The organism is Enterobacter cloacae complex sp. EB5 (assembly GCF_031432835.1).
Taxonomy (GTDB): domain Bacteria; phylum Pseudomonadota; class Gammaproteobacteria; order Enterobacterales; family Enterobacteriaceae; genus Enterobacter; species Enterobacter hormaechei_C.
The window spans coordinates 2,479,392-2,498,512 of the sequence record NZ_CP133860.1; the positions used below are offsets into that span (position 1 = coordinate 2,479,392).

Below are 19,121 nucleotides of genomic sequence, written 5' to 3' on the forward strand. Positions count from 1 at the left end.
AAACGACACACAGCTCATGTGTGTTCGAGTCTCTCAAATTTTCGCAACCAGAAGTGAAACATCTTCGGGTTGTGAGGTTAAGCGACTAAGCGTACACGGTGGATGCCCTGGCAGTCAGAGGCGATGAAGGACGTGCTAATCTGCGAAAAGCGCCGGCGAGGTGATATGAACCCTTGACCCGGCGATGTCCGAATGGGGAAACCCAGTGTGATTCGTCACACTATCGTTAACTGAATACATAGGTTAACGAGGCGAACCGGGGGAACTGAAACATCTAAGTACCCCGAGGAAAAGAAATCAACCGAGATTCCCCCAGTAGCGGCGAGCGAACGGGGAGCAGCCCGGAGTCTGAATCAGCTTGTGTGTTAGTGGAACGGTCTGGAAAGTCCGACGGTACAGGGTGATAGTCCCGTACACGAAAGCACACTTGCTGTGAACTCGAAGAGTAGGGCGGGACACGTGGTATCCTGTCTGAATATGGGGGGACCATCCTCCAAGGCTAAATACTCCTGACTGACCGATAGTGAACCAGTACCGTGAGGGAAAGGCGAAAAGAACCCCGGCGAGGGGAGTGAAAAAGAACCTGAAACCGTGTACGTACAAGCAGTGGGAGCACCTTCGTGGTGTGACTGCGTACCTTTTGTATAATGGGTCAGCGACTTATATTCTGTAGCAAGGTTAACCGTATAGGGGAGCCGAAGGGAAACCGAGTCTTAACTGGGCGTTAAGTTGCAGGGTATAGACCCGAAACCCGGTGATCTAGCCATGGGCAGGTTGAAGGTTGGGTAACACTAACTGGAGGACCGAACCGACTAATGTTGAAAAATTAGCGGATGACCTGTGGCTGGGGGTGAAAGGCCAATCAAACCGGGAGATAGCTGGTTCTCCCCGAAAGCTATTTAGGTAGCGCCTCGTGAACTCATCTTCGGGGGTAGAGCACTGTTTCGGCTAGGGGGCCATCCCGGCTTACCAACCCGATGCAAACTACGAATACCGAAGAATGTTATCACGGGAGACACACGGCGGGTGCTAACGTCCGTCGTGAAGAGGGAAACAACCCAGACCGCCAGCTAAGGTCCCAAAGTCATGGTTAAGTGGGAAACGATGTGGGAAGGCACAGACAGCCAGGATGTTGGCTTAGAAGCAGCCATCATTTAAAGAAAGCGTAATAGCTCACTGGTCGAGTCGGCCTGCGCGGAAGATGTAACGGGGCTAAACCATGCACCGAAGCTGCGGCAGCGACACTATGTGTTGTTGGGTAGGGGAGCGTTCTGTAAGCCGTTGAAGGTGTGCTGTGAGGCATGCTGGAGGTATCAGAAGTGCGAATGCTGACATAAGTAACGATAAAGCGGGTGAAAAGCCCGCTCGCCGGAAGACCAAGGGTTCCTGTCCAACGTTAATCGGGGCAGGGTGAGTCGACCCCTAAGGCGAGGCCGAAAGGCGTAGTCGATGGGAAACAGGTTAATATTCCTGTACTTGGTGTTACTGCGAAGGGGGGACGGAGAAGGCTATGTCAGCCGGGCGACGGTTGTCCCGGTTTAAGCATGTAGGCGGAGGTTCCAGGTAAATCCGGTACCTTATTAACGCTGAGGTGTGATGACGAGGCACTACGGTGCTGAAGTGATAAATGCCCTGCTTCCAGGAAAAGCCTCTAAGCATCAGGTAACACGAAATCGTACCCCAAACCGACACAGGTGGTCAGGTAGAGAATACCAAGGCGCTTGAGAGAACTCGGGTGAAGGAACTAGGCAAAATGGTGCCGTAACTTCGGGAGAAGGCACGCTGATGTGTAGGTGAAGTCCCTGCGGACGGAGCTGAAATCAGTCGAAGATACCAGCTGGCTGCAACTGTTTATTAAAAACACAGCACTGTGCAAACACGAAAGTGGACGTATACGGTGTGACGCCTGCCCGGTGCCGGAAGGTTAATTGATGGGGTTAGCTGTAAGGCGAAGCTCTTGATCGAAGCCCCGGTAAACGGCGGCCGTAACTATAACGGTCCTAAGGTAGCGAAATTCCTTGTCGGGTAAGTTCCGACCTGCACGAATGGCGTAATGATGGCCAGGCTGTCTCCACCCGAGACTCAGTGAAATTGAACTCGCTGTGAAGATGCAGTGTACCCGCGGCAAGACGGAAAGACCCCGTGAACCTTTACTATAGCTTGACACTGAACACTGGTCCTTGATGTGTAGGATAGGTGGGAGGCTTTGAAGCGTGGACGCCAGTCTGCGTGGAGCCGCCCTTGAAATACCACCCTTTAATGGCTGGTGTTCTAACGTAGACCCGTAATCCGGGTTGCGGACAGTGTCTGGTGGGTAGTTTGACTGGGGCGGTCTCCTCCCAAAGAGTAACGGAGGAGCACGAAGGTTGGCTAATCCTGGTCGGACATCAGGAGGTTAGTGCAATGGCATAAGCCAGCTTGACTGCGAGCGTGACGGCGCGAGCAGGTGCGAAAGCAGGTCATAGTGATCCGGTGGTTCTGAATGGAAGGGCCATCGCTCAACGGATAAAAGGTACTCCGGGGATAACAGGCTGATACCGCCCAAGAGTTCATATCGACGGCGGTGTTTGGCACCTCGATGTCGGCTCATCACATCCTGGGGCTGAAGTAGGTCCCAAGGGTATGGCTGTTCGCCATTTAAAGTGGTACGCGAGCTGGGTTTAGAACGTCGTGAGACAGTTCGGTCCCTATCTGCCGTGGGCGCTGGAGAATTGAGGGGGGCTGCTCCTAGTACGAGAGGACCGGAGTGGACGCATCACTGGTGTTCGGGTTGTCATGCCAATGGCACTGCCCGGTAGCTAAATGCGGAAGAGATAAGTGCTGAAAGCATCTAAGCACGAAACTTGCCCCGAGATGAGTTCTCCCTGAGACTTTAAGTCTCCTGAAGGAACGTTGAAGACGACGACGTTGATAGGTCGGGTGTGTAAGCGCAGCGATGCGTTGAGCTAACCGATACTAATGAACCGTGAGGCTTAACCTTACAACGCCGAAGGTGTTTTGGCGAAGAGACAGACGATATTTTCAGCCTGATACAGATAACAGAATTTGCCTGGCGGCTTTAGCGCGGTGGTCCCACCTGACCCCATGCCGAACTCAGAAGTGAAACGCCGTAGCGCCGATGGTAGTGTGGGGTCTCCCCATGTGAGAGTAGGGAACTGCCAGGCATCAAATTTAGCGTGCTGATATGGCTCAGTTGGTAGAGCGCACCCTTGGTAAGGGTGAGGTCCCCAGTTCGACTCTGGGTATCAGCACCACTTTATACTTAGGTTAAAGTTCGGCAAGAAGTAAAAGAATTTGTCTGGCGGCTTTAGCGCGGTGGTCCCACCTGACCCCATGCCGAACTCAGAAGTGAAACGCCGTAGCGCCGATGGTAGTGTGGGGTCTCCCCATGTGAGAGTAGGGAACTGCCAGACATCAAACAAGTAGAAAGGCCATCCGAAAGGATGGCCTTTTTGCGTTATCTATCCAGCTAAACCAATTCTCTCATTCGATGTTTTCACTGGTGCCGTTAATACTTTACGGACGTAGCGCTTTACCCTACTGAAACTAAAGTGGTGAAATGCATCCTGCTGGCTCGCAGTAGCGTTAAATGAATTAAATGTTATGCCAAATACTGTACAGGTAAGGGATATAGCGAGGAGTAAGGTAGCGTATTGAATTTAATTAATATCTGATGCTATTCGTGATGGGGAATATACGTTTCTTATATCAGGTAAAAATAAAAGCGCGGCCATCACCGCGCTTTTAGAAGCCTTATTTAGTCAGGGCGACAATACCGAGTGTCAGGCCAGCGATTGCCGCGGCGCCACCAGCAATCGCACCTGCTGTTTCCCAGTTATCCTGGGTAGTGCCCTTCATACAGGTATTGGTGTGAACCAGTCGCCCCTGATCGTCGTATACCGGTACACATGGAGAGTCGTGCGCGCAACCAGCCAGCAGCGCAGCGAGAAGTGCAACGGAAAGGAATCTTTTCATGATGTTACCTCAATATGATCACCTATTCGCTAAAGAGCCGATGCGGCAATTAACGAATCGATGATTATTTTACCACCGCACTAATACCATGCAGCACGGGGAATAATCTCAATTTGTGTGGATTGTAAAAATTATGAAGAAAAAAGCGCGGGCACTGATTATTAATGGAGGAAATGTGAAGAGGCGGCGTTTTATTACATTGTTTTCAGGAAATAAAAAAGGCACCAGAGGTGCCTTTATGATTTTCATTAATCCTTGTGCTTTGTAAATCGTCTCCGGACAACCACAAAGAAAACAGGAACAAAGAATATGGCCAACAGGGTGGCTGACAGCATCCCGCCCATCACGCCCGTCCCGACCGCATTTTGTGCCCCACTACCTGCACCGCTGCTGATGACCAGAGGCATAACACCAAGGATGAATGCCAGGGAAGTCATCAGGATAGGACGCAGACGCATACGCGAGGCTTCAAGCGTAGCTTCGATAATCCCTTTACCTTCTTTATCCATGAGATCTTTGGCGAACTCAACGATCAGTATGGCGTTCTTGGCTGATAAACCAATTGTCGTAAGCAGACCAACCTGGAAGTAAACGTCATTGTTCAGCCCTCGCATTGATGCAGCCAGAAGCGCGCCGATCACCCCCAGAGGCACAACCAGCATGACCGAGAAGGGAATAGACCAGCTTTCATAGAGAGCCGCCAGACACAGGAACACCACAATCAGTGAAATGGCGTACAGCGCCGGAGCCTGATTCCCGGAAAGTCGTTCCTGGTAAGACATCCCCGTCCAGTCGTAGCCGATGCCGGAAGGCAGTTTTGACGCAAGGCTTTCCATCAGCGCCATTGCCTCACCGGTACTTTTGCCTGGTGCAGACTCACCGAGGATCTCCATTGATGGCATCCCATTGTAACGTTCCAGACGCGGTGAACCGTACACCCAGTGAGAGCTGCTAAAGGCAGAGAAAGGTACCATTTCGCCGTTAGCGCTACGCACATACAGGCCGTTAATGTCTCCGGGTAGCATACGGAAGCGAGCATCAGCCTGGACATAAACTTTTTTCACCCGTCCGTGATCGATAAAGTCGTTCACATAGGTGCCACCCAGCGCTGTTGAAATCGTCTGATTGACGTCAGACACGCTCACACCCAGCGCCTGTGCCTTCTCCTGATCGACGTCCAGCTTGAACTGTGGCGTATCTTCCAGTCCGTTAGGACGCACGCGGACCAGTAAGTCAGGATGTTCTCTCACCATGCCCAGCAGCTGGTTACGCGCCTGCGTTAACTGCGTATGTCCCAGGTTTGCCTGGTCAATCAGTTCAAAGTCAAAGCCTGTTGCGGTACCCAGTTCAATAATGGCAGGCAGGTTAAACGGAAATACAAGACCGTCTTTGATCTGGCTGAACGCTTTCGTCGCGCGGCTGACAATCGCCTCAACGCCGTTTTCCTTGCCCGGACGCTCTTCCCATGGCTTCAGGCTGACGAAAGCGATACCGGAGTTCTGACCCTGTCCGCTAAAGCTAAACCCGTTTACGGTAAAGACCGATTCAACGTTCGCTTTCTCTTTCGTCAGGTAATAATCCTGAACCTGATCGAGTACCTGCTGGGTACGCATCTGCGTCGCCCCTGCCGGCAACTGAACCATCGTCATAAACACCCCCTGATCCTCTTCCGGCAGGAAGGAGGAAGGCAGGCGCAGGAACAGAACTGCCATGCCGCCGACGATGATGACGTAAACCAGCAGATAGCGGCCGGTCTTACGTAAAATGCCGCTTACGCTGTTGCTGTAGTGCTCCACACTCTTATCAAAGAGCGCGTTAAACCAGCCGAAGAAACCACCTTTCTTTTCATGATGTTCGCTGGAAACCGGTTTGAGCAGCGTGGCACAAAGAGCAGGTGTTAATATCAACGCCACCAGTACCGACAAGGCCATCGCAGAGACAATGGTCAGCGAGAACTGACGATAGATAGCCCCGGTTGAACCGCCAAAGAATGCCATCGGAATAAATACCGCCGAAAGCACCATGGCAATGCCCACCAGAGCGCCCTGGATTTGCTCCATCGACTTCTGCGTCGCCTCTTTTGGCGGCAGCTTGTCCTCAACCATGACGCGTTCTACGTTCTCGACCACCACGATGGCGTCATCGACGAGAAGACCTATCGCCAATACCATCCCGAACATCGTCAGGGTGTTAATGGAGAACCCGAACGCAGCCAGTACCGCAAAGGTGCCCAGTAACACTACGGGCACGGCGATAGTGGGAATAAGCGTTGCCCGCAGGTTTTGCAGGAACAGGTACATCACCAGGAACACGAGAACAATCGCTTCAAAAAGCGTCTTCACCACTTCATGGATGGAGATCTTCACGAAAGGTGTGGTGTCGTACGGATACACGACTTTCAGACCCTGAGGGAAGAAGGGCTGCAACTGCGCCAGTTTACTCTTGATGGCGGCAGCGGTATCCAGCGCGTTTGCGCCAGTCGCCAGCTTGATCCCCAGCCCCGTTGCTGTCTGGCCATTGATTTTGGTGACCATGTTGTAGTTTTCGCCACCCAGCTCAATGCGGGCTACATCTTTCAGGTGGACCATTGAGCCGTCCTGGTTCACCTTCAGCGTCACACGACCAAACTCCTCCGGCGATTTCAGGCGCGTTTGAGCAATAATTGAGGCGTTCAGTTGCTGCCCAGGTACGGACGGCGTTCCTCCTAACTGGCCCGCAGCAATCTGGTCGTTTTGCGTTTTCAGCTGGTTAATAACATCCAGCGGCGTGAGCTGATATTTGTTCATCGCGTTGCTGTCCAGCCAGATGCGCATTGCATACTGGGCACCGAACAGCTGCACGTCACCGACGCCGGAAGTACGGCTGATCGCATCTTTTACGTTAGAAGCAACATAGTCGGAGATATCATCCTGCGTGAGGTTTTTATTGTCCGACACAAAGCCAGCAACCAGCAGGAAGCTGCTGCTGGATTTCTCCACGCCGATACCTTGCTGCTGCACTTCTTGCGGTAGCAGCGGCATGGCGAGCTGGAGTTTGTTCTGAACCTGCACCTGCGCGATATCAGGATCCGTGCCAGACTGGAACGTCAGCGTAATGGTGACATTACCGGCGGAATCACTGGTGGACGACATGTACATCAGATTATCGATACCGTTCATGTTCTGTTCGATAACCTGAGTTACGGTGTCCTGTACCGTCTGGGCATCAGCGCCAGGGTAGGTTGCTGTCACTGCCACCGCCGGCGGCGCAATGGTCGGATATTGTGCGACCGGCAGTTTTAAAATGGCCAGCCCGCCCGCAATCATCAGAATGATGGCGAGTACCCAGGCGAAAACAGGCCGTTGAATAAAGAAATTAGCCATGTCGTTATTCCTTAACTGGCTGGAGTCGCGGCGGTATCAGGAATAGCCACGACGGTAACGCCAGGGCGAACTTTTTGCAGGCCGCTGATAATGACGCGGTCGCCGTTTTTCAGGCCTTCCGTGATCAGCCAGCGATCGCCAATCGCCTGCGGTGCAACGACAGTGCGTGATTCCACCTGGTTTTTATCGTTTACCACAAGCACGGTGGCATCCCCGCGTGGTGTACGGGTTACTCCCTGCTGGGGAACAAGAATGGCATCAGGCTGTGTACCCTCGTCAATGCGCGCACGGACAAACATACCCGGTAACAGCATATGCTGTGGGTTAGGGAAGAGGGCGCGAAGGGTGATTGAGCCGGTACTTTCATCTACCGTGACATCAGAGAACTGAAGCGTTCCTTTCAGCGGATAAGGCTGACCATTTTCCATCAGTAACTCGACGCTGCTGGTGTCTCCTTTTTGCAGGCTCGTCTGCTGCTTCAGGCGCATAAAATCGCTGCTGGATTGCGTCACATCGACATAAATGGGATCGAGTTGCTGAACCGTCGCCAGTGCAGTTGCCTGACCATTAGTGACTAACGCCCCTTCGGTGACGCTGGATTTACCAATACGCCCGTTGATTGGGGAGGTGACTTTCGTATAAGCCAGGTTGATCCGCGCGCTTTCAACGCCAGCCTTCGCGGCAACGACGCTCGCATCCGCCTGCTGGGCGGTTGCCACCGCCTGATCGTACTCCTGCTTGCTCACGTATTGCGTACCGACCAGCGGAACGTAACGTTTCACCGTCAGATGAGCGATATTGGCCGCCGCCTGTGCTTTTACCAGTTCACCTTTCGCATTGTCGTAGGCTGCCTGATAGGTGGCCGGATCGATCTGATAAAGGGAGTCACCCGCTTTGACGTCGCTGCCTTCGGTAAAATTACGGTGCAGAATGATACCACTTACCTGGGGACGAACCTCCGCAACACGATACGCGTCAGTTCTGCCAGGCAATTCTGTCGTTACGGCCAGTGGCGCGCTTTTAACAATATGAACACTGACCTGAGGAGCTTGCGCATGCTGCTGTGGGTTTTCTTGCCCATCGCACCCGGTGAGCAGAGCGGCACAGACAATGAAACCGTATAAGGGTAAGCATCTGAAGTGATTCGTCATTACTGTTCCTTAAACTACCCCTGAACCGATATTTGTCATGAATCGGTGAAAGGGTGTGAGGCAAAAAAAAGAAATGTAGCTGCGTATAATAATGAGGGTATTTAATGTTTTTTAATTTATACGTGCTGATGGAGCTTTTAAAAAGTAAAAATCGGAATCTGGCCCAGTGCATTCGACACGCTATTTCTGTCAGGATAATCAACGAAATGCTTTTTGGTGAATGCCATTCATACCTTTTATGTATTTAATGTATTCAATGTATTCACGAGATTTATAAATTAAATGAATTGACTTTTTTTGTGCAAAACTAATACGGATTTTGGTTAATACTTTGTCGGGCACGACCACGGCAATATCCTTTGATAACGTATCAATCTTGTAAGTGACGAGTAGCAGGTTATGGCGCGCAAAAAGAAAGAAGAGGCACAAAAGACCCGCCAGCAGCTGATTGAAGCCGCTATCAGGGTATTCGCGACGCGTGGCGTGGCCAGCACCACGCTTACCGACATTGCCGATGCTGCTCAACTCACTCGCGGGGCGGTTTACTGGCATTTCTCGAGTAAAGCGGAAATATTTAACGCAATATGGGAACAGCAATTGCCGCTGCGTGAAATCATTCGTGACAGGCTAATGCTTTCCGAAAATGACGACCCTTTGTTAATGCTTCGTGAACAATTTATTGTCGCGTTGCAATATATTGCGAGTGAACCCCGACAGTATGCGCTTTTACAAATTCTGTATCATAAGTGTGAATTTCATGACGATGTGATTTCAGAATGTGAAATACGCAAACGGATCGGTTTAAACGATGATTATCTTCGCAAGACGCTAAAGCGATGCATTGCTCATAACATTATCTCTTCACAAACTAATATTGAACTGGCGCTGATTGTTTTCCATGCCTTTTTTAGCGGAGTCATTAAAAACTGGTTAATGGATAACACCCGTTTTAATCTGTACAAACAAGCACCGGCGCTGGTGGATAATATTCTGGCGACACTAAATATCACCCGAGTGGCGCCAGTGGTTTACGATACAGCCTTATGACTGCGCCCGGGGTGGCGACATCTCCCCGTGCTGGCACTGTTCCATAATAGCTTGCGCGGTAATTGGTTTGCCCAGCAGATAACCCTGTAGCGTATTGCATCCCAGTTCTGTCAGAAAGGTCTGCTGCGCTGCGGTTTCTACCCCTTCCGCCACGACCTTCAGATTCAGCGTTTTTGCCAGGGCGACAATCGCCGAGACAATTGTCGCATCTTCGCTCTCTCCGCTTAACTCTTTCACAAAAGCGCGATCGATTTTCAACTCGCAGGCGGGGAGCCGCTTAAGATAGAGAAGACTTGAGTAACCTGTACCAAAATCGTCTATTGAGGCTTTTACTCCCGCATCCGTCAGCGCGGTCAGGACGCGTACGCTTTCGTCCGGATTGTTCATTGCCGTGGTTTCAGTCACCTCAAGAATCAACATGCCGGGTGGCACGCTATGGCGCGTCAGACAATCGAGAACCGTTTTAACCAGCGACGGCTGTTCGAACTGCAACGTAGAAAGATTCACCGCCATTGACCAGTCCGTGTGGCCCTGAAGATGCCATTCACGCAGCTGGCGGCAGGCCTCGTCGATTACCCAGTTTCCAATGGGAATAATCAGCCCCGTTTTCTCTGCCAGCGGTAGAAACAGGTCGGGGGGGAGTAACCCCTGTTTGGGATGCTGCCAGCGTAACAGCGCTTCGAACCCGAGGACAGGTCCGGCAGGGGCGTGGAATTTAGGTTGATAAAGCAGGCGTAACTCATTACGGTCGATGGCCTGCCACAGATCATTCATCAGCTGTAGATGCGTCTGCGCCAGCGTATTCATTGACGGCTGGAAGAAGTGATAGCCGTTACGACCCATATGTTTTGTGTGGTACATCGCAGCATCGGCGTTAAACATCAGTTCACGATCGGTTTTGCCATCGTGTGGATAGAGCGCAATGCCAATGCTCAGGGTGACCATCAGTTCGTAAGGATCGAGATGGAACGGGCTATCAATGACGCGCACCAGTGAATTTGCCAGTGAGGCAGCATCATCCGGAGTGGCGGTTTCGGCCAGCAGGACGAATTCATCCCCACCGATACGCGCCAGCGTGTACTGGCCTTTCAACTGCAACAGCAAACGCTGAGTCACCGCTACCAGAAGCTTGTCACCGACATCATGACCATAGGCATCGTTGACGGTTTTAAAGCCGTCGAGATCCATAAACATCAGCGCGAAAGGGCTTCCTTCGCGATCGGCCTTGCTGATGGCCTGATCGAGGCGATCCTCAAGCAGAATACGATTGGGTAATCGCGTCAGCGTATCATGTAACGCCAGCTGTGCGAGTTCACGGTTAGCTTCTGCCAGTGATGAGGCCAGCAGCGAGGTACGAGCCTGAAGGCGGGCATCGAACATCGACACCAGCAGCGTAATCCCCAGAATAGCGAGCGCGACCACGCTAACCAGTATCGCCAGCCAGCTCCCGTTAATGCCATGATGGTGGACCATCGTCGACATCGGAAATTGTGCTGCTTCCATGCCAGCGTAATGCATGCCAGCGATAGCGATGCCCATGGTGATCGCCGCCCCCAGCCGCATCAACGCCATTCGTGCAGCTTCCTGACGTAAACGGAACGTCAGCCAAAGAGCGGCCAGTGAAGCGGCAAGGGCAATGACCACAGAGATAGCCACCCACGTTTTATCCCAGACAATACCCGGTGTGACCTCCAGGGCAGCCATACCGGTGTAGTGCATGGCAACAATGCCCGTTCCCATCACGACGGCGCCAGGCAGTAACCGACGCAAACGTAGCTGCTCGCCGCTAACAAGCCACAGGGCGAACATTGACGAGCTGATGGCGATAACCATCGAAAGCACGGTCAGGGCCGCGTTGTAACTCATGCTCATGGAAAGATCCATCGCCAGCATACCGATGAAATGCATCGCCCACACGCCAATCCCCATCGAAACACCGCCACCTGCCAGCCAGACGCGTGCAGCGACGCCCTGGCTTCCGGCAACGCGCGCAGCCATATTCAGCGCGGTGTAGGCGGCAAGAATGGCAACGATAAAGGAGATGACTACGAGGATTTGGTTGTATTGGCTAACCAGCATGGTCTGTTCACTCGTTGTGAGACGTTAAGCAAGAGCGGTTGGAAAGGGCACAGACATTATCATCGTCAGGAAATGACGAAAAGTGATTTAAATCCCTGTTTTTATTAGGTGTTAACAGGGGTTTTACAGGATGGAAGCGGTTAGTCCAGCTCTGAGCAGTTGACCAGTTTAAGCGGGTTCACGGAATTCATATTGCGACATTTATCGGTTTCAGTGCTCATCAGTTCAATCCACTGCATCAGCAGCGCATCGAAAATGAAAACAGAGACAGCAAAAACGACCAGCCACCAGTATTTACGAATCATGTGTCATTCCGCGAAAAGAGAGCCTGTAAGTTGGTGGAAATATACACGAAAAGCGGGCGTTGAAAAGTGGGGAAAGGGAAGGTTTACAAAGCGTTGACGGTTGCCCGTCCGGGCGATAAAAAAGGCGCTTCCCCATGCCGAAGAGCGCCTTTTTAAACAAGCAGTTAGCTAATCGAAATTAGTTCATGCCGTATTTTTTCAGTTTCTTACGCAGGGTACCACGGTTGATGCCCATCATCAGGGCAGCGCGGGTTTGATTACCACGGGTGTATTGCATCACCATGTCCAACAGTGGCTGTTCAACTTCAGCCAGTACCAGCTCATACAGGTCATTAACATCCTGACCGTTCAGTTGAGCAAAATAGTTCTTCAGTGCCTGTTTAACCGAGTCACGCAGGGGCTTTTGAGTCACCTGATCCTGAGAGTTAACGGTAGAAACGGTCAGTACGTCAGAATTTACGCGTTGTTCGAACATAGTTCTGTCAGCTCTTTATTTCATTACGCAAGATTTTCGAAGTATGCCTCCAACGCCTCCAGCTGTTCGCTGGCATCCTCAATGGCGTTGAATGTGCGCCGAAACTGGTCATTTGGAGCGTGCTCCTGGAGATACCAGGAGACGTGTTTACGCGCAATTCGGTACCCTTTTGCCTGGCCGTAGTGGTCATGCAATTCCCGAACATGCGAACAAAGCAAGCGCTTGACCTCTGCCAGAGGCAGCGGGGCAAGCAGCTCCCCAGTGTCCAGATAATGCTGGATTTCCCGAAAGATCCAGGGTCTTCCCTGAGCGGCACGTCCTATCATCAGAGCATCAGCTCCCGTATAGTCGAGCACAGCTCTGGCTTTAAGCGGGTCAGTAATGTCGCCATTCGCGATAATCGGAATGGAAACTTTCTGCTTAACTGCCCGAATGCTGTCGTATTCAGCTTCACCGTTGAACAAACAGGCGCGAGTGCGTCCATGAATGGTCAGGGCCTGAATGCCACAGTCTTCGGCCAGTTGGGCAATCTCTACGCAGTTACGGTGTTCCGGCGACCAACCCGTGCGAATCTTCAACGTAACAGGAACGTCCACTGCGCTGACAACCGCCGTCAGGATTGACTTCACCTGGTCGGGGTATTGCAGAAGGGCTGAACCTGCAAGCTTGCGATTCACCTTTTTGGCCGGGCAACCCATATTGATATCAATAATCTGGGCGCCACTTTCCACGTTAATACGCGCGGCATCTGCCATCTCTTCAGGCACGCTTCCGGCAATTTGCACGGTGCGGATACCTGGTTCATCCACGTGCACCATCCGAAGGCGGGACTTATCGCTTTCCCAAACCTGCGGGTTAGACGACATCATCTCGGAAACGGTTAATCCTGCTCCCATCTCGTAGCACAGCGTCCTGAACGGCCGGTCGGTAATACCTGCCATTGGGGCTGCGATCAGGCGATTTCTGAGCTGGTGGTGTCCGATGCGCATGAGTTAAGAAATGACCATACTGTGACTGCAAGGCGGCGTATATTACGCATTTTTTGCACGAGATGAAAGGCCAAACTTTGAACAATCCTCTGTTGTAGATCAAGGAATCGCCAGTCATTCTTTTCGGATAAGATTATTCGCTATTTAAATCATTGTGTTATGAATAAATGAACATTTTGTGGGCGCTTACAATTTCCCGTAACTTCTCATCATTTCTGAATAAATGGATCAATTGTCCGGGATAATCTGCTGCTATAAGCAGCAGATTATGGCGCTTCTTTGCGATCTGCGTCGCATTTCAGCACAGGATATCAACGTACAAAATCGACTTATTCAACAACCAGACGGCCATGAAGCGGCTGAACCGGTCGGCTGTTTTCGTGATGCATGGTGTGAGTGAATTTTTGCAGCTGTTCAGCAGAGACGGTCAGCGGATGCTTGAGCACCAGCCACGTTACCCCTTCTGAACACGGTGGCGTGGTCAGAGAGCCGCTAAAACGCCAGTAGGTTTTATCCGCGGGCAGTAATTTATTCACATCGAGGGTTGGCTTAATCGTGACGTTCTGGTCAACCTGTCCTGGCATCACGCCCCAGAGTTTATCCAGTTCAGTGTTTGCCGCGCCCTGATCGAACATAACGGCAACGACCGTCAGTTCGCCGTCAGCGTTTTTATGGACCAGATGCATTTCCATTGCGTATTTTTTACCGTGCACCGTGTTTTCGGATGGTGCATGGAAATGGAACTGCTGTAACGTCCAGCGCTGTTTATCAAGCGTGATGCTGTCGCGTGTATCGGCATTTTCACTCGCCTGGATAGTATGGCCGTTGTTTGTCAGAATGACCGGGCCGTCGATATAGTGCGTTTCCAGCGGAGAGATGTGGGCTTTGACCGTGTTGTCTATGTTGACCGGCGACTGATACATCCCGCTTTTACACGTCTTGTACGCCTCGTCCAGTTCGCCCCAGTGTTCCGGTGCGTCTTTACCCTGATAGCTCCAGTGTGATGCGTAAGCCGTAGCCGAAATCATGCTCAGCGCCAGCAGCGCTGCCTTGCCTGAAATGTGTTTCATCATATTCTTCCTGTGAATTTTATTATCCAAATCAATAATTAACATTATGATTTGTGCGGTTATTTTATCGAAGAAAGGAAGAAGGCGGGAGAAAAAACCGAAGGGAAAAGGCGTGGTCAGACGACCACGCCAAACGCTTATTTTTTACGGCCGGTGATGCGACACCACTCTTCTTTCTCGACCACCGGGTCGAGCGCAAAGAGATCGGCGTAGGCTTCACAGACGCTGTCTGCCTGGCTGGCAAGGATACCGGACAGGCCCAGCAGACCGCCTTCAACCGGCAGGACGCTGATTAACGGCGCCAGCTCGCGTAACGGGCCAGCCAGGATATTCGCGACCACCACATCGGCTTTCATCGCCTCTGGCTGGGCGTCCGGCAGATACAGTTCAAGGCGATCGGAAACGCCATTACGCTCGGCATTATCACGGCTGGCCTGAATCGCCTGCGGATCGATGTCGATCCCGATGGCTTTTGCCGCGCCCAGTTTCAGTGCCGCGATAGCAAGGATTCCGGAACCGCAACCGAAGTCGATCACGGTTTTGCCTTCCAGATCCAGGCCATCCAGCCATTGCAGGCACAGGGAGGTTGTCGGGTGAGTACCGGTGCCGAACGCCAGGCCCGGATCCAGCATCACGTTGACGGCGTTTTCATCAGGCACTTCACGCCAGCTTGGGCAGATCCACAGACGCTGACCAAACTGCATCGGATGGAAGTTGTCCATCCACTCGCGTTCCCAGTCTTTGTCTTCCAGTTGTTCAATTTTATGCGCGAAACCCGCGCCCAGCAGCGGATGGTTTTCCAGAATCGCCACGACCTCTTTCATGTCGGTTTCTGCATCGAACAGGCCGATAACGTCCGTATCACCCCACAGGCGCGTTTCGCCTGGCAGCGGCTCAAAGACAGGCGTGTCATGCGTGTCCTGGAAGGTGATAGAGACCGAACCGGCCTCCATCAGCGCATCACTCAGTTCTTCGGCGTTCGCGCCGGTTGTGTTCAGTTTTAATTGGATCCACGGCATGGCAAAACTCTTTATTTGTCAGTAGAAATCAGGGCAGTTTGTGGCACCGGTCGACCAAAACGGTTTCCCACCACAAACGCCAGTAAACTTAACAGTAACGAAGGCACGATCGGATGGAAGCCCAGATACTGAATTTTAAACGTGGCGAGAACGGCATACAGGACGCCCCCGACAATCATACCGCTTAATGCACCCGCGGCATTCGCGCGTTCCCAGTACAGCCCCAGCACCAGCGGCCACAGGAAAACGGCCTCCAGCCCGCCAAAGGCGAGCAGGTTCAGCCAGATGATCATCTCCGGTGGACGCCATGCGGCCAGCAGCAGCAACGCCCCCAGCACCAGGGTAATCACCGCCGACATACGCTTGAGGCGTCGCTCATTTTCGACCTGTTCAGGGCGCAAATTCAGATAGAGATCTTTAATGATCGTAGCGGAACTTTGCAGCAACTGAGCGTTGATGGTCGACATAATGGCCGCCATGGGTGCGGCGAGGAAAATCCCGGCGGCAAACGGCGGAAGCACTTTCACCATCAGGGTCGGAATGACCAGATCCGGTACGGTAAGGTCAGGGATCACCGCGCGTCCCAGCGCGCCCGCCAGGTGCATACCGAACATCAGGATCGCCACCACAATTGTCCCGATAATGATCCCGCGGTGCACCGCTTTGCTGTCTTTATATGAGATGCAGCGCACGGCGGTATGCGGCAGGCCAATCACGCCAAAGCACACCAGCACCCAGAACGAGGTCATAAAGGTTGGCGAGAGGATGTCATCCGCCCCCTGCGGCGAGACCAGTTTCGGATCGATCGCTTCCAGGGTTTCAACCGCATGGCTCAGGCCTCCTGCGGCATGCACGATACCTACCAGCAGAACGAGGGTGCCAATGAGCATCACCATCCCCTGCATCGTGTCGTTGAGTACGCTGGCGCGGAACCCGCCAAACGCGGTATACAGCGCGATACTCACACCGAAAATGACCAGACCTGTCTCATAGGGGATACCGGCTGCCGTCTCCAGCAGACGTGCGCCGCCGATAAACTGCACCGTCATTGCGCCAATAAACGCCACCAGCAGACTCAGGCTTGCCAGCCATACCAGCAAGCGACTCTGATAGCGGGCAAACAGCATATCGTTCAGCGTTACGGCATTGTAGCGACGGGCCAGAATGGCAAACTTTTTACCCAGTATGCCCAGAGAGAGCCAGATGGCAGGCAGCTGGATCATGGCCAGCAGTACCCAACCCAGCCCGTACTTATAAGCGGCGCCGGGGCCACCAATAAACGAGCTGGCGCTGATGTACGTAGCGGTCAGCGTCATGGCCAGCACGACGCCACCCATTGAGCGGCTCCCGAGGAAATACTCGTTCAGAAAGGTGCCGGTCGAACGTTTACGCATCGCATAAACCGACAGGCCAAACACCAGGAACAGGTAAGCGATAAGGGGCAGAATGACTTCAAGCTGCATCATCGTCCTCCAGTGAAATATCGCGATAGATGAATTTCACCATCGCCCAGCACAGCAGGATAAACACCAGCGGCAGCAGCAGGCAGGCCATTTCAAACCAGTGCGGGAGGCCGGTAATGCCAATCGCCGAATCAGGTAAGTAAGCAGTTACTAACCATGCAGCGAGATAGAGAAGGGTCAGCCACAGCGCCCAGCGCGCTTCTTTATGGGCCTGAACAAAACGTTTGTCCATTTTTTGTCCCTTGTGGATGAAGAAAGCGGGGATTGTACATGATGGGGCTTAGCGATCCCCAGAAATAAAAAAGGCCGGATAATCCGGCCTTTTAGCAACACTGGTCTCTTACTTCTCGTTCAGACCGAGTTTTTTCTCCAGGTAGTGGATGTTAGTGCCACCATTCTGGAAGTGCTCGTCGCTCATAATGCGCATCTGGAGATCAACGTTGGTTTTGATCCCGTCAATGATCAGCTCCTGAAGGGCGTTCTTCATGCGGGCAATGGCCACGTCACGGTTTTCGCCGTAGCAGATCAGCTTACCGATCATTGAGTCATAGTACGGCGGTACGGTGTAACCGGCGTAGATATGGGACTCCCAGCGCACACCAAAGCCACCCGGCGCGTGGAAACGCGTGATTTTACCCGGGCTTGGCAGGAAGGTGTTCGGGTCTTCGGCGTTGATACGGCACTCTACCGCATGGCCTTTCACCACAACTTCTTCCTGTTTGATGGACAGCGGCTGACCGGCTGCGATACGCAGCTGTTCTTTGATCAGGTCAACGCCGGTGATCATTTCGGTAACCGGGTGTTCAACCTGAATACGGGTGTTCATCTCAATGAAGTAGAACTCGCCGTTTTCGAACAGGAACTCAAAGGTACCCGCCCCGCGATAGCCGATATCGACACACGCTTTGGCGCAACGCTCACCGATGTAGCGACGCAGTTCCGGCGTAATGCCCGGCGCTGGCGCTTCTTCGACGACTTTCTGGTGACGACGCTGCATGGAGCAGTCACGTTCTGCCAGATAGATTGCGTTACCCTGACCGTCAGCCAGCACCTGAATTTCGATGTGGCGTGGGTTTTCCAGGTATTTTTCCATGTACACCATGTCATTGCTGAAAGCCGCTTTCGCTTCCGCTTTGGTCATGGAGATGGACTGCGCCAGTTCAGCATCGCTGCGTACAACGCGCATACCGCGACCGCCGCCGCCGCCGGACGCTTTGATGATCACCGGGTAGCCAATGCGTTTAGCATGGGCGCGGTTAGCATCCATATCGTCGGTCAGCGGGCCGTCAGAGCCCGGTACGGTAGGCACGCCAGCTTTTTTCATCGCGGTGATGGCAGACACTTTGTCACCCATCAGGCGAATGGTGTCGGCTTTCGGGCCAATGAAGATAAAGCCAGAGCGTTCAACCTGCTCAGCAAAGTTGGCGTTCTCGGAGAGGAAACCATAACCCGGGTGAATCGCGACCGCGCCAGTGATTTCGGCGGCGCTAATGATAGCCGGGATGTTCAGATAGCTTTTTACGGACGGAGCCGGACCGATACAGACCGTCTCATCCGCCAGCAATACGTGTTTTAAATCGCGATCCGCGCTTGAGTGCACGGCCACGGTCTTGATGCCCAGTTCTTTACAGGCACGAAGAATACGCAGTGCAATCTCGCCACGGTTGGCGATAACAATTTTATCCAGCATGTTCGCCTCGTTACTCGATGACGACCAGCGGCTCGTCAAATTCTACCGGCTGACCACTTTCGACCAGGATCGCTTTCACAGTACCTGATTTGTCTGCTTCGATCTGGTTCATCATTTTCATGGCTTCAACGATGCACAGGGTATCGCCTACGTTGACTTTCTGACCCACTTCGATGAACGCCTTCGCGTCCGGGCTCGGGGTGCGGTAGAAAGTACCAACCATTGGGGAACGTACGATGTGACCACTGATTTCTGTTGCAGCCGCAGGTGCCGCTTCTGCTGCCGCTGGCGCAACGGCTGCGGAGAGCGCAGGCTGCTGCACTGGCGCAGCGTAAGCTTGCTGCATTACCGGGAAGCTAGCGGCTGGGGCTGCACGGCTGATGCGTACAGACTCTTCGCCTTCAGAAATTTCCAGTTCGGAGATGCCTGATTCTTCAACCAGCTCGATCAGTTTTTTAATCTTACGAATATCCATGAGTGGGTTCCGTACTCTTGT

14 protein-coding genes, 1 tRNA gene and 3 rRNA genes are annotated in these 19,121 nt (G+C 52.7%); 5 read left to right on the forward strand and 13 right to left on the reverse strand.

What is annotated here, in order from left to right; all coding sequences use genetic code 11:
- Positions 1 to 75 precede the first annotated feature (75 nt).
- From RHN82_RS11855 to rrf (RHN82_RS11870), 4 genes are all read left to right on the forward strand, one after another.
- Positions 76 to 2,980, forward strand: a 23S ribosomal RNA gene (locus RHN82_RS11855).
- 68 nt (positions 2,981 to 3,048) lie between these two features.
- Positions 3,049 to 3,164 (forward strand): 5S ribosomal RNA (gene rrf / locus RHN82_RS11860).
- Between the two features lie 14 nt (positions 3,165 to 3,178).
- A tRNA-Thr gene (locus RHN82_RS11865) sits at positions 3,179 to 3,254 on the forward strand.
- Positions 3,255 to 3,297: 43 nt separating this feature from the next.
- A 5S ribosomal RNA gene (rrf, locus tag RHN82_RS11870) occupies positions 3,298 to 3,413 on the forward strand.
- Positions 3,414 to 3,753: 340 nt separating this feature from the next.
- Here rrf (RHN82_RS11870) and RHN82_RS11875 read toward each other — a convergent pair.
- The 3 genes from RHN82_RS11875 to RHN82_RS11885 form a co-directional block, all read right to left on the reverse strand.
- Positions 3,754 to 3,975: a lipoprotein gene (locus tag RHN82_RS11875; protein WP_003860364.1), complete on the reverse strand. Its 222-nt coding sequence runs from the start codon at positions 3,973 to 3,975 to the stop codon at positions 3,754 to 3,756.
- A gap of 248 nt (positions 3,976 to 4,223) precedes the next feature.
- A complete protein-coding gene (locus RHN82_RS11880; RefSeq protein WP_047051268.1) occupies positions 4,224 to 7,337 on the reverse strand; it encodes an efflux RND transporter permease subunit in 3,114 nt (1,037 codons plus the stop codon).
- Between the two features lie 11 nt (positions 7,338 to 7,348).
- A complete protein-coding gene (locus RHN82_RS11885) occupies positions 7,349 to 8,488 on the reverse strand; it encodes an efflux RND transporter periplasmic adaptor subunit (protein ID WP_047051267.1) in 1,140 nt (379 codons plus the stop codon).
- Positions 8,489 to 8,887: 399 nt separating this feature from the next.
- On the opposite strand from RHN82_RS11885, the gene envR reads away from it, so the two are divergent.
- The gene (envR, locus tag RHN82_RS11890) at positions 8,888 to 9,535 is read left to right on the forward strand and encodes an acrEF/envCD operon transcriptional regulator (protein ID WP_047051266.1); all 648 of its coding nucleotides are present in this window, start codon (positions 8,888 to 8,890) and stop codon (positions 9,533 to 9,535) included.
- Here the strand turns inward: envR and RHN82_RS11895 are convergent.
- The 10 genes from RHN82_RS11895 to accB form a co-directional block, all read right to left on the reverse strand.
- Entirely contained in the window at positions 9,530 to 11,614 is a 2,085-nt protein-coding gene (locus RHN82_RS11895) for a bifunctional diguanylate cyclase/phosphodiesterase (RefSeq protein WP_047051265.1), read from the reverse strand. The genes envR and RHN82_RS11895 overlap by 6 nt on opposite strands.
- A 140-nt stretch (positions 11,615 to 11,754) precedes the next feature.
- Positions 11,755 to 11,919, reverse strand: coding sequence for a DUF2556 family protein (locus RHN82_RS11900; protein WP_003860373.1), 165 nt, complete (start codon positions 11,917 to 11,919; stop codon positions 11,755 to 11,757).
- A gap of 178 nt (positions 11,920 to 12,097) precedes the next feature.
- Positions 12,098 to 12,394 carry a DNA-binding transcriptional regulator Fis gene (fis, locus tag RHN82_RS11905; protein WP_000462905.1) on the reverse strand — a complete coding sequence of 99 codons (297 nt, stop codon included), beginning with the start codon at positions 12,392 to 12,394 and terminating at the stop codon, positions 12,098 to 12,100.
- Positions 12,395 to 12,417: 23 nt separating this feature from the next.
- The gene (gene dusB, locus RHN82_RS11910) at positions 12,418 to 13,383 is read right to left on the reverse strand and encodes a tRNA dihydrouridine synthase DusB (RefSeq protein WP_006812176.1); all 966 of its coding nucleotides are present in this window, start codon (positions 13,381 to 13,383) and stop codon (positions 12,418 to 12,420) included.
- 329 nt (positions 13,384 to 13,712) lie between these two features.
- Positions 13,713 to 14,453 (reverse strand): carbonic anhydrase, encoded by a 741-nt coding sequence (locus RHN82_RS11915; protein WP_047051264.1) that lies wholly within the window; start codon positions 14,451 to 14,453, stop codon positions 13,713 to 13,715.
- Positions 14,454 to 14,590: 137 nt separating this feature from the next.
- Entirely contained in the window at positions 14,591 to 15,472 is an 882-nt protein-coding gene (gene prmA / locus RHN82_RS11920) for a 50S ribosomal protein L11 methyltransferase (RefSeq protein WP_017382703.1), read from the reverse strand.
- A gap of 11 nt (positions 15,473 to 15,483) precedes the next feature.
- Complete coding sequence (gene panF / locus RHN82_RS11925; protein WP_023323805.1) at positions 15,484 to 16,935, reverse strand: sodium/pantothenate symporter; 1,452 nt, start codon at positions 16,933 to 16,935, stop codon at positions 15,484 to 15,486.
- The gene (locus tag RHN82_RS11930) at positions 16,925 to 17,167 is read right to left on the reverse strand and encodes a YhdT family protein (protein WP_003860385.1); all 243 of its coding nucleotides are present in this window, start codon (positions 17,165 to 17,167) and stop codon (positions 16,925 to 16,927) included. Before RHN82_RS11930 ends, panF begins: the two co-directional genes overlap by 11 nt.
- A gap of 108 nt (positions 17,168 to 17,275) precedes the next feature.
- Positions 17,276 to 18,625: an acetyl-CoA carboxylase biotin carboxylase subunit gene (gene accC / locus RHN82_RS11935; RefSeq protein WP_003860388.1), complete on the reverse strand. Its 1,350-nt coding sequence runs from the start codon at positions 18,623 to 18,625 to the stop codon at positions 17,276 to 17,278.
- A gap of 10 nt (positions 18,626 to 18,635) precedes the next feature.
- Positions 18,636 to 19,100: an acetyl-CoA carboxylase biotin carboxyl carrier protein gene (gene accB, locus RHN82_RS11940; RefSeq protein WP_003860389.1), complete on the reverse strand. Its 465-nt coding sequence runs from the start codon at positions 19,098 to 19,100 to the stop codon at positions 18,636 to 18,638.
- Positions 19,101 to 19,121 lie beyond the last annotated feature (21 nt).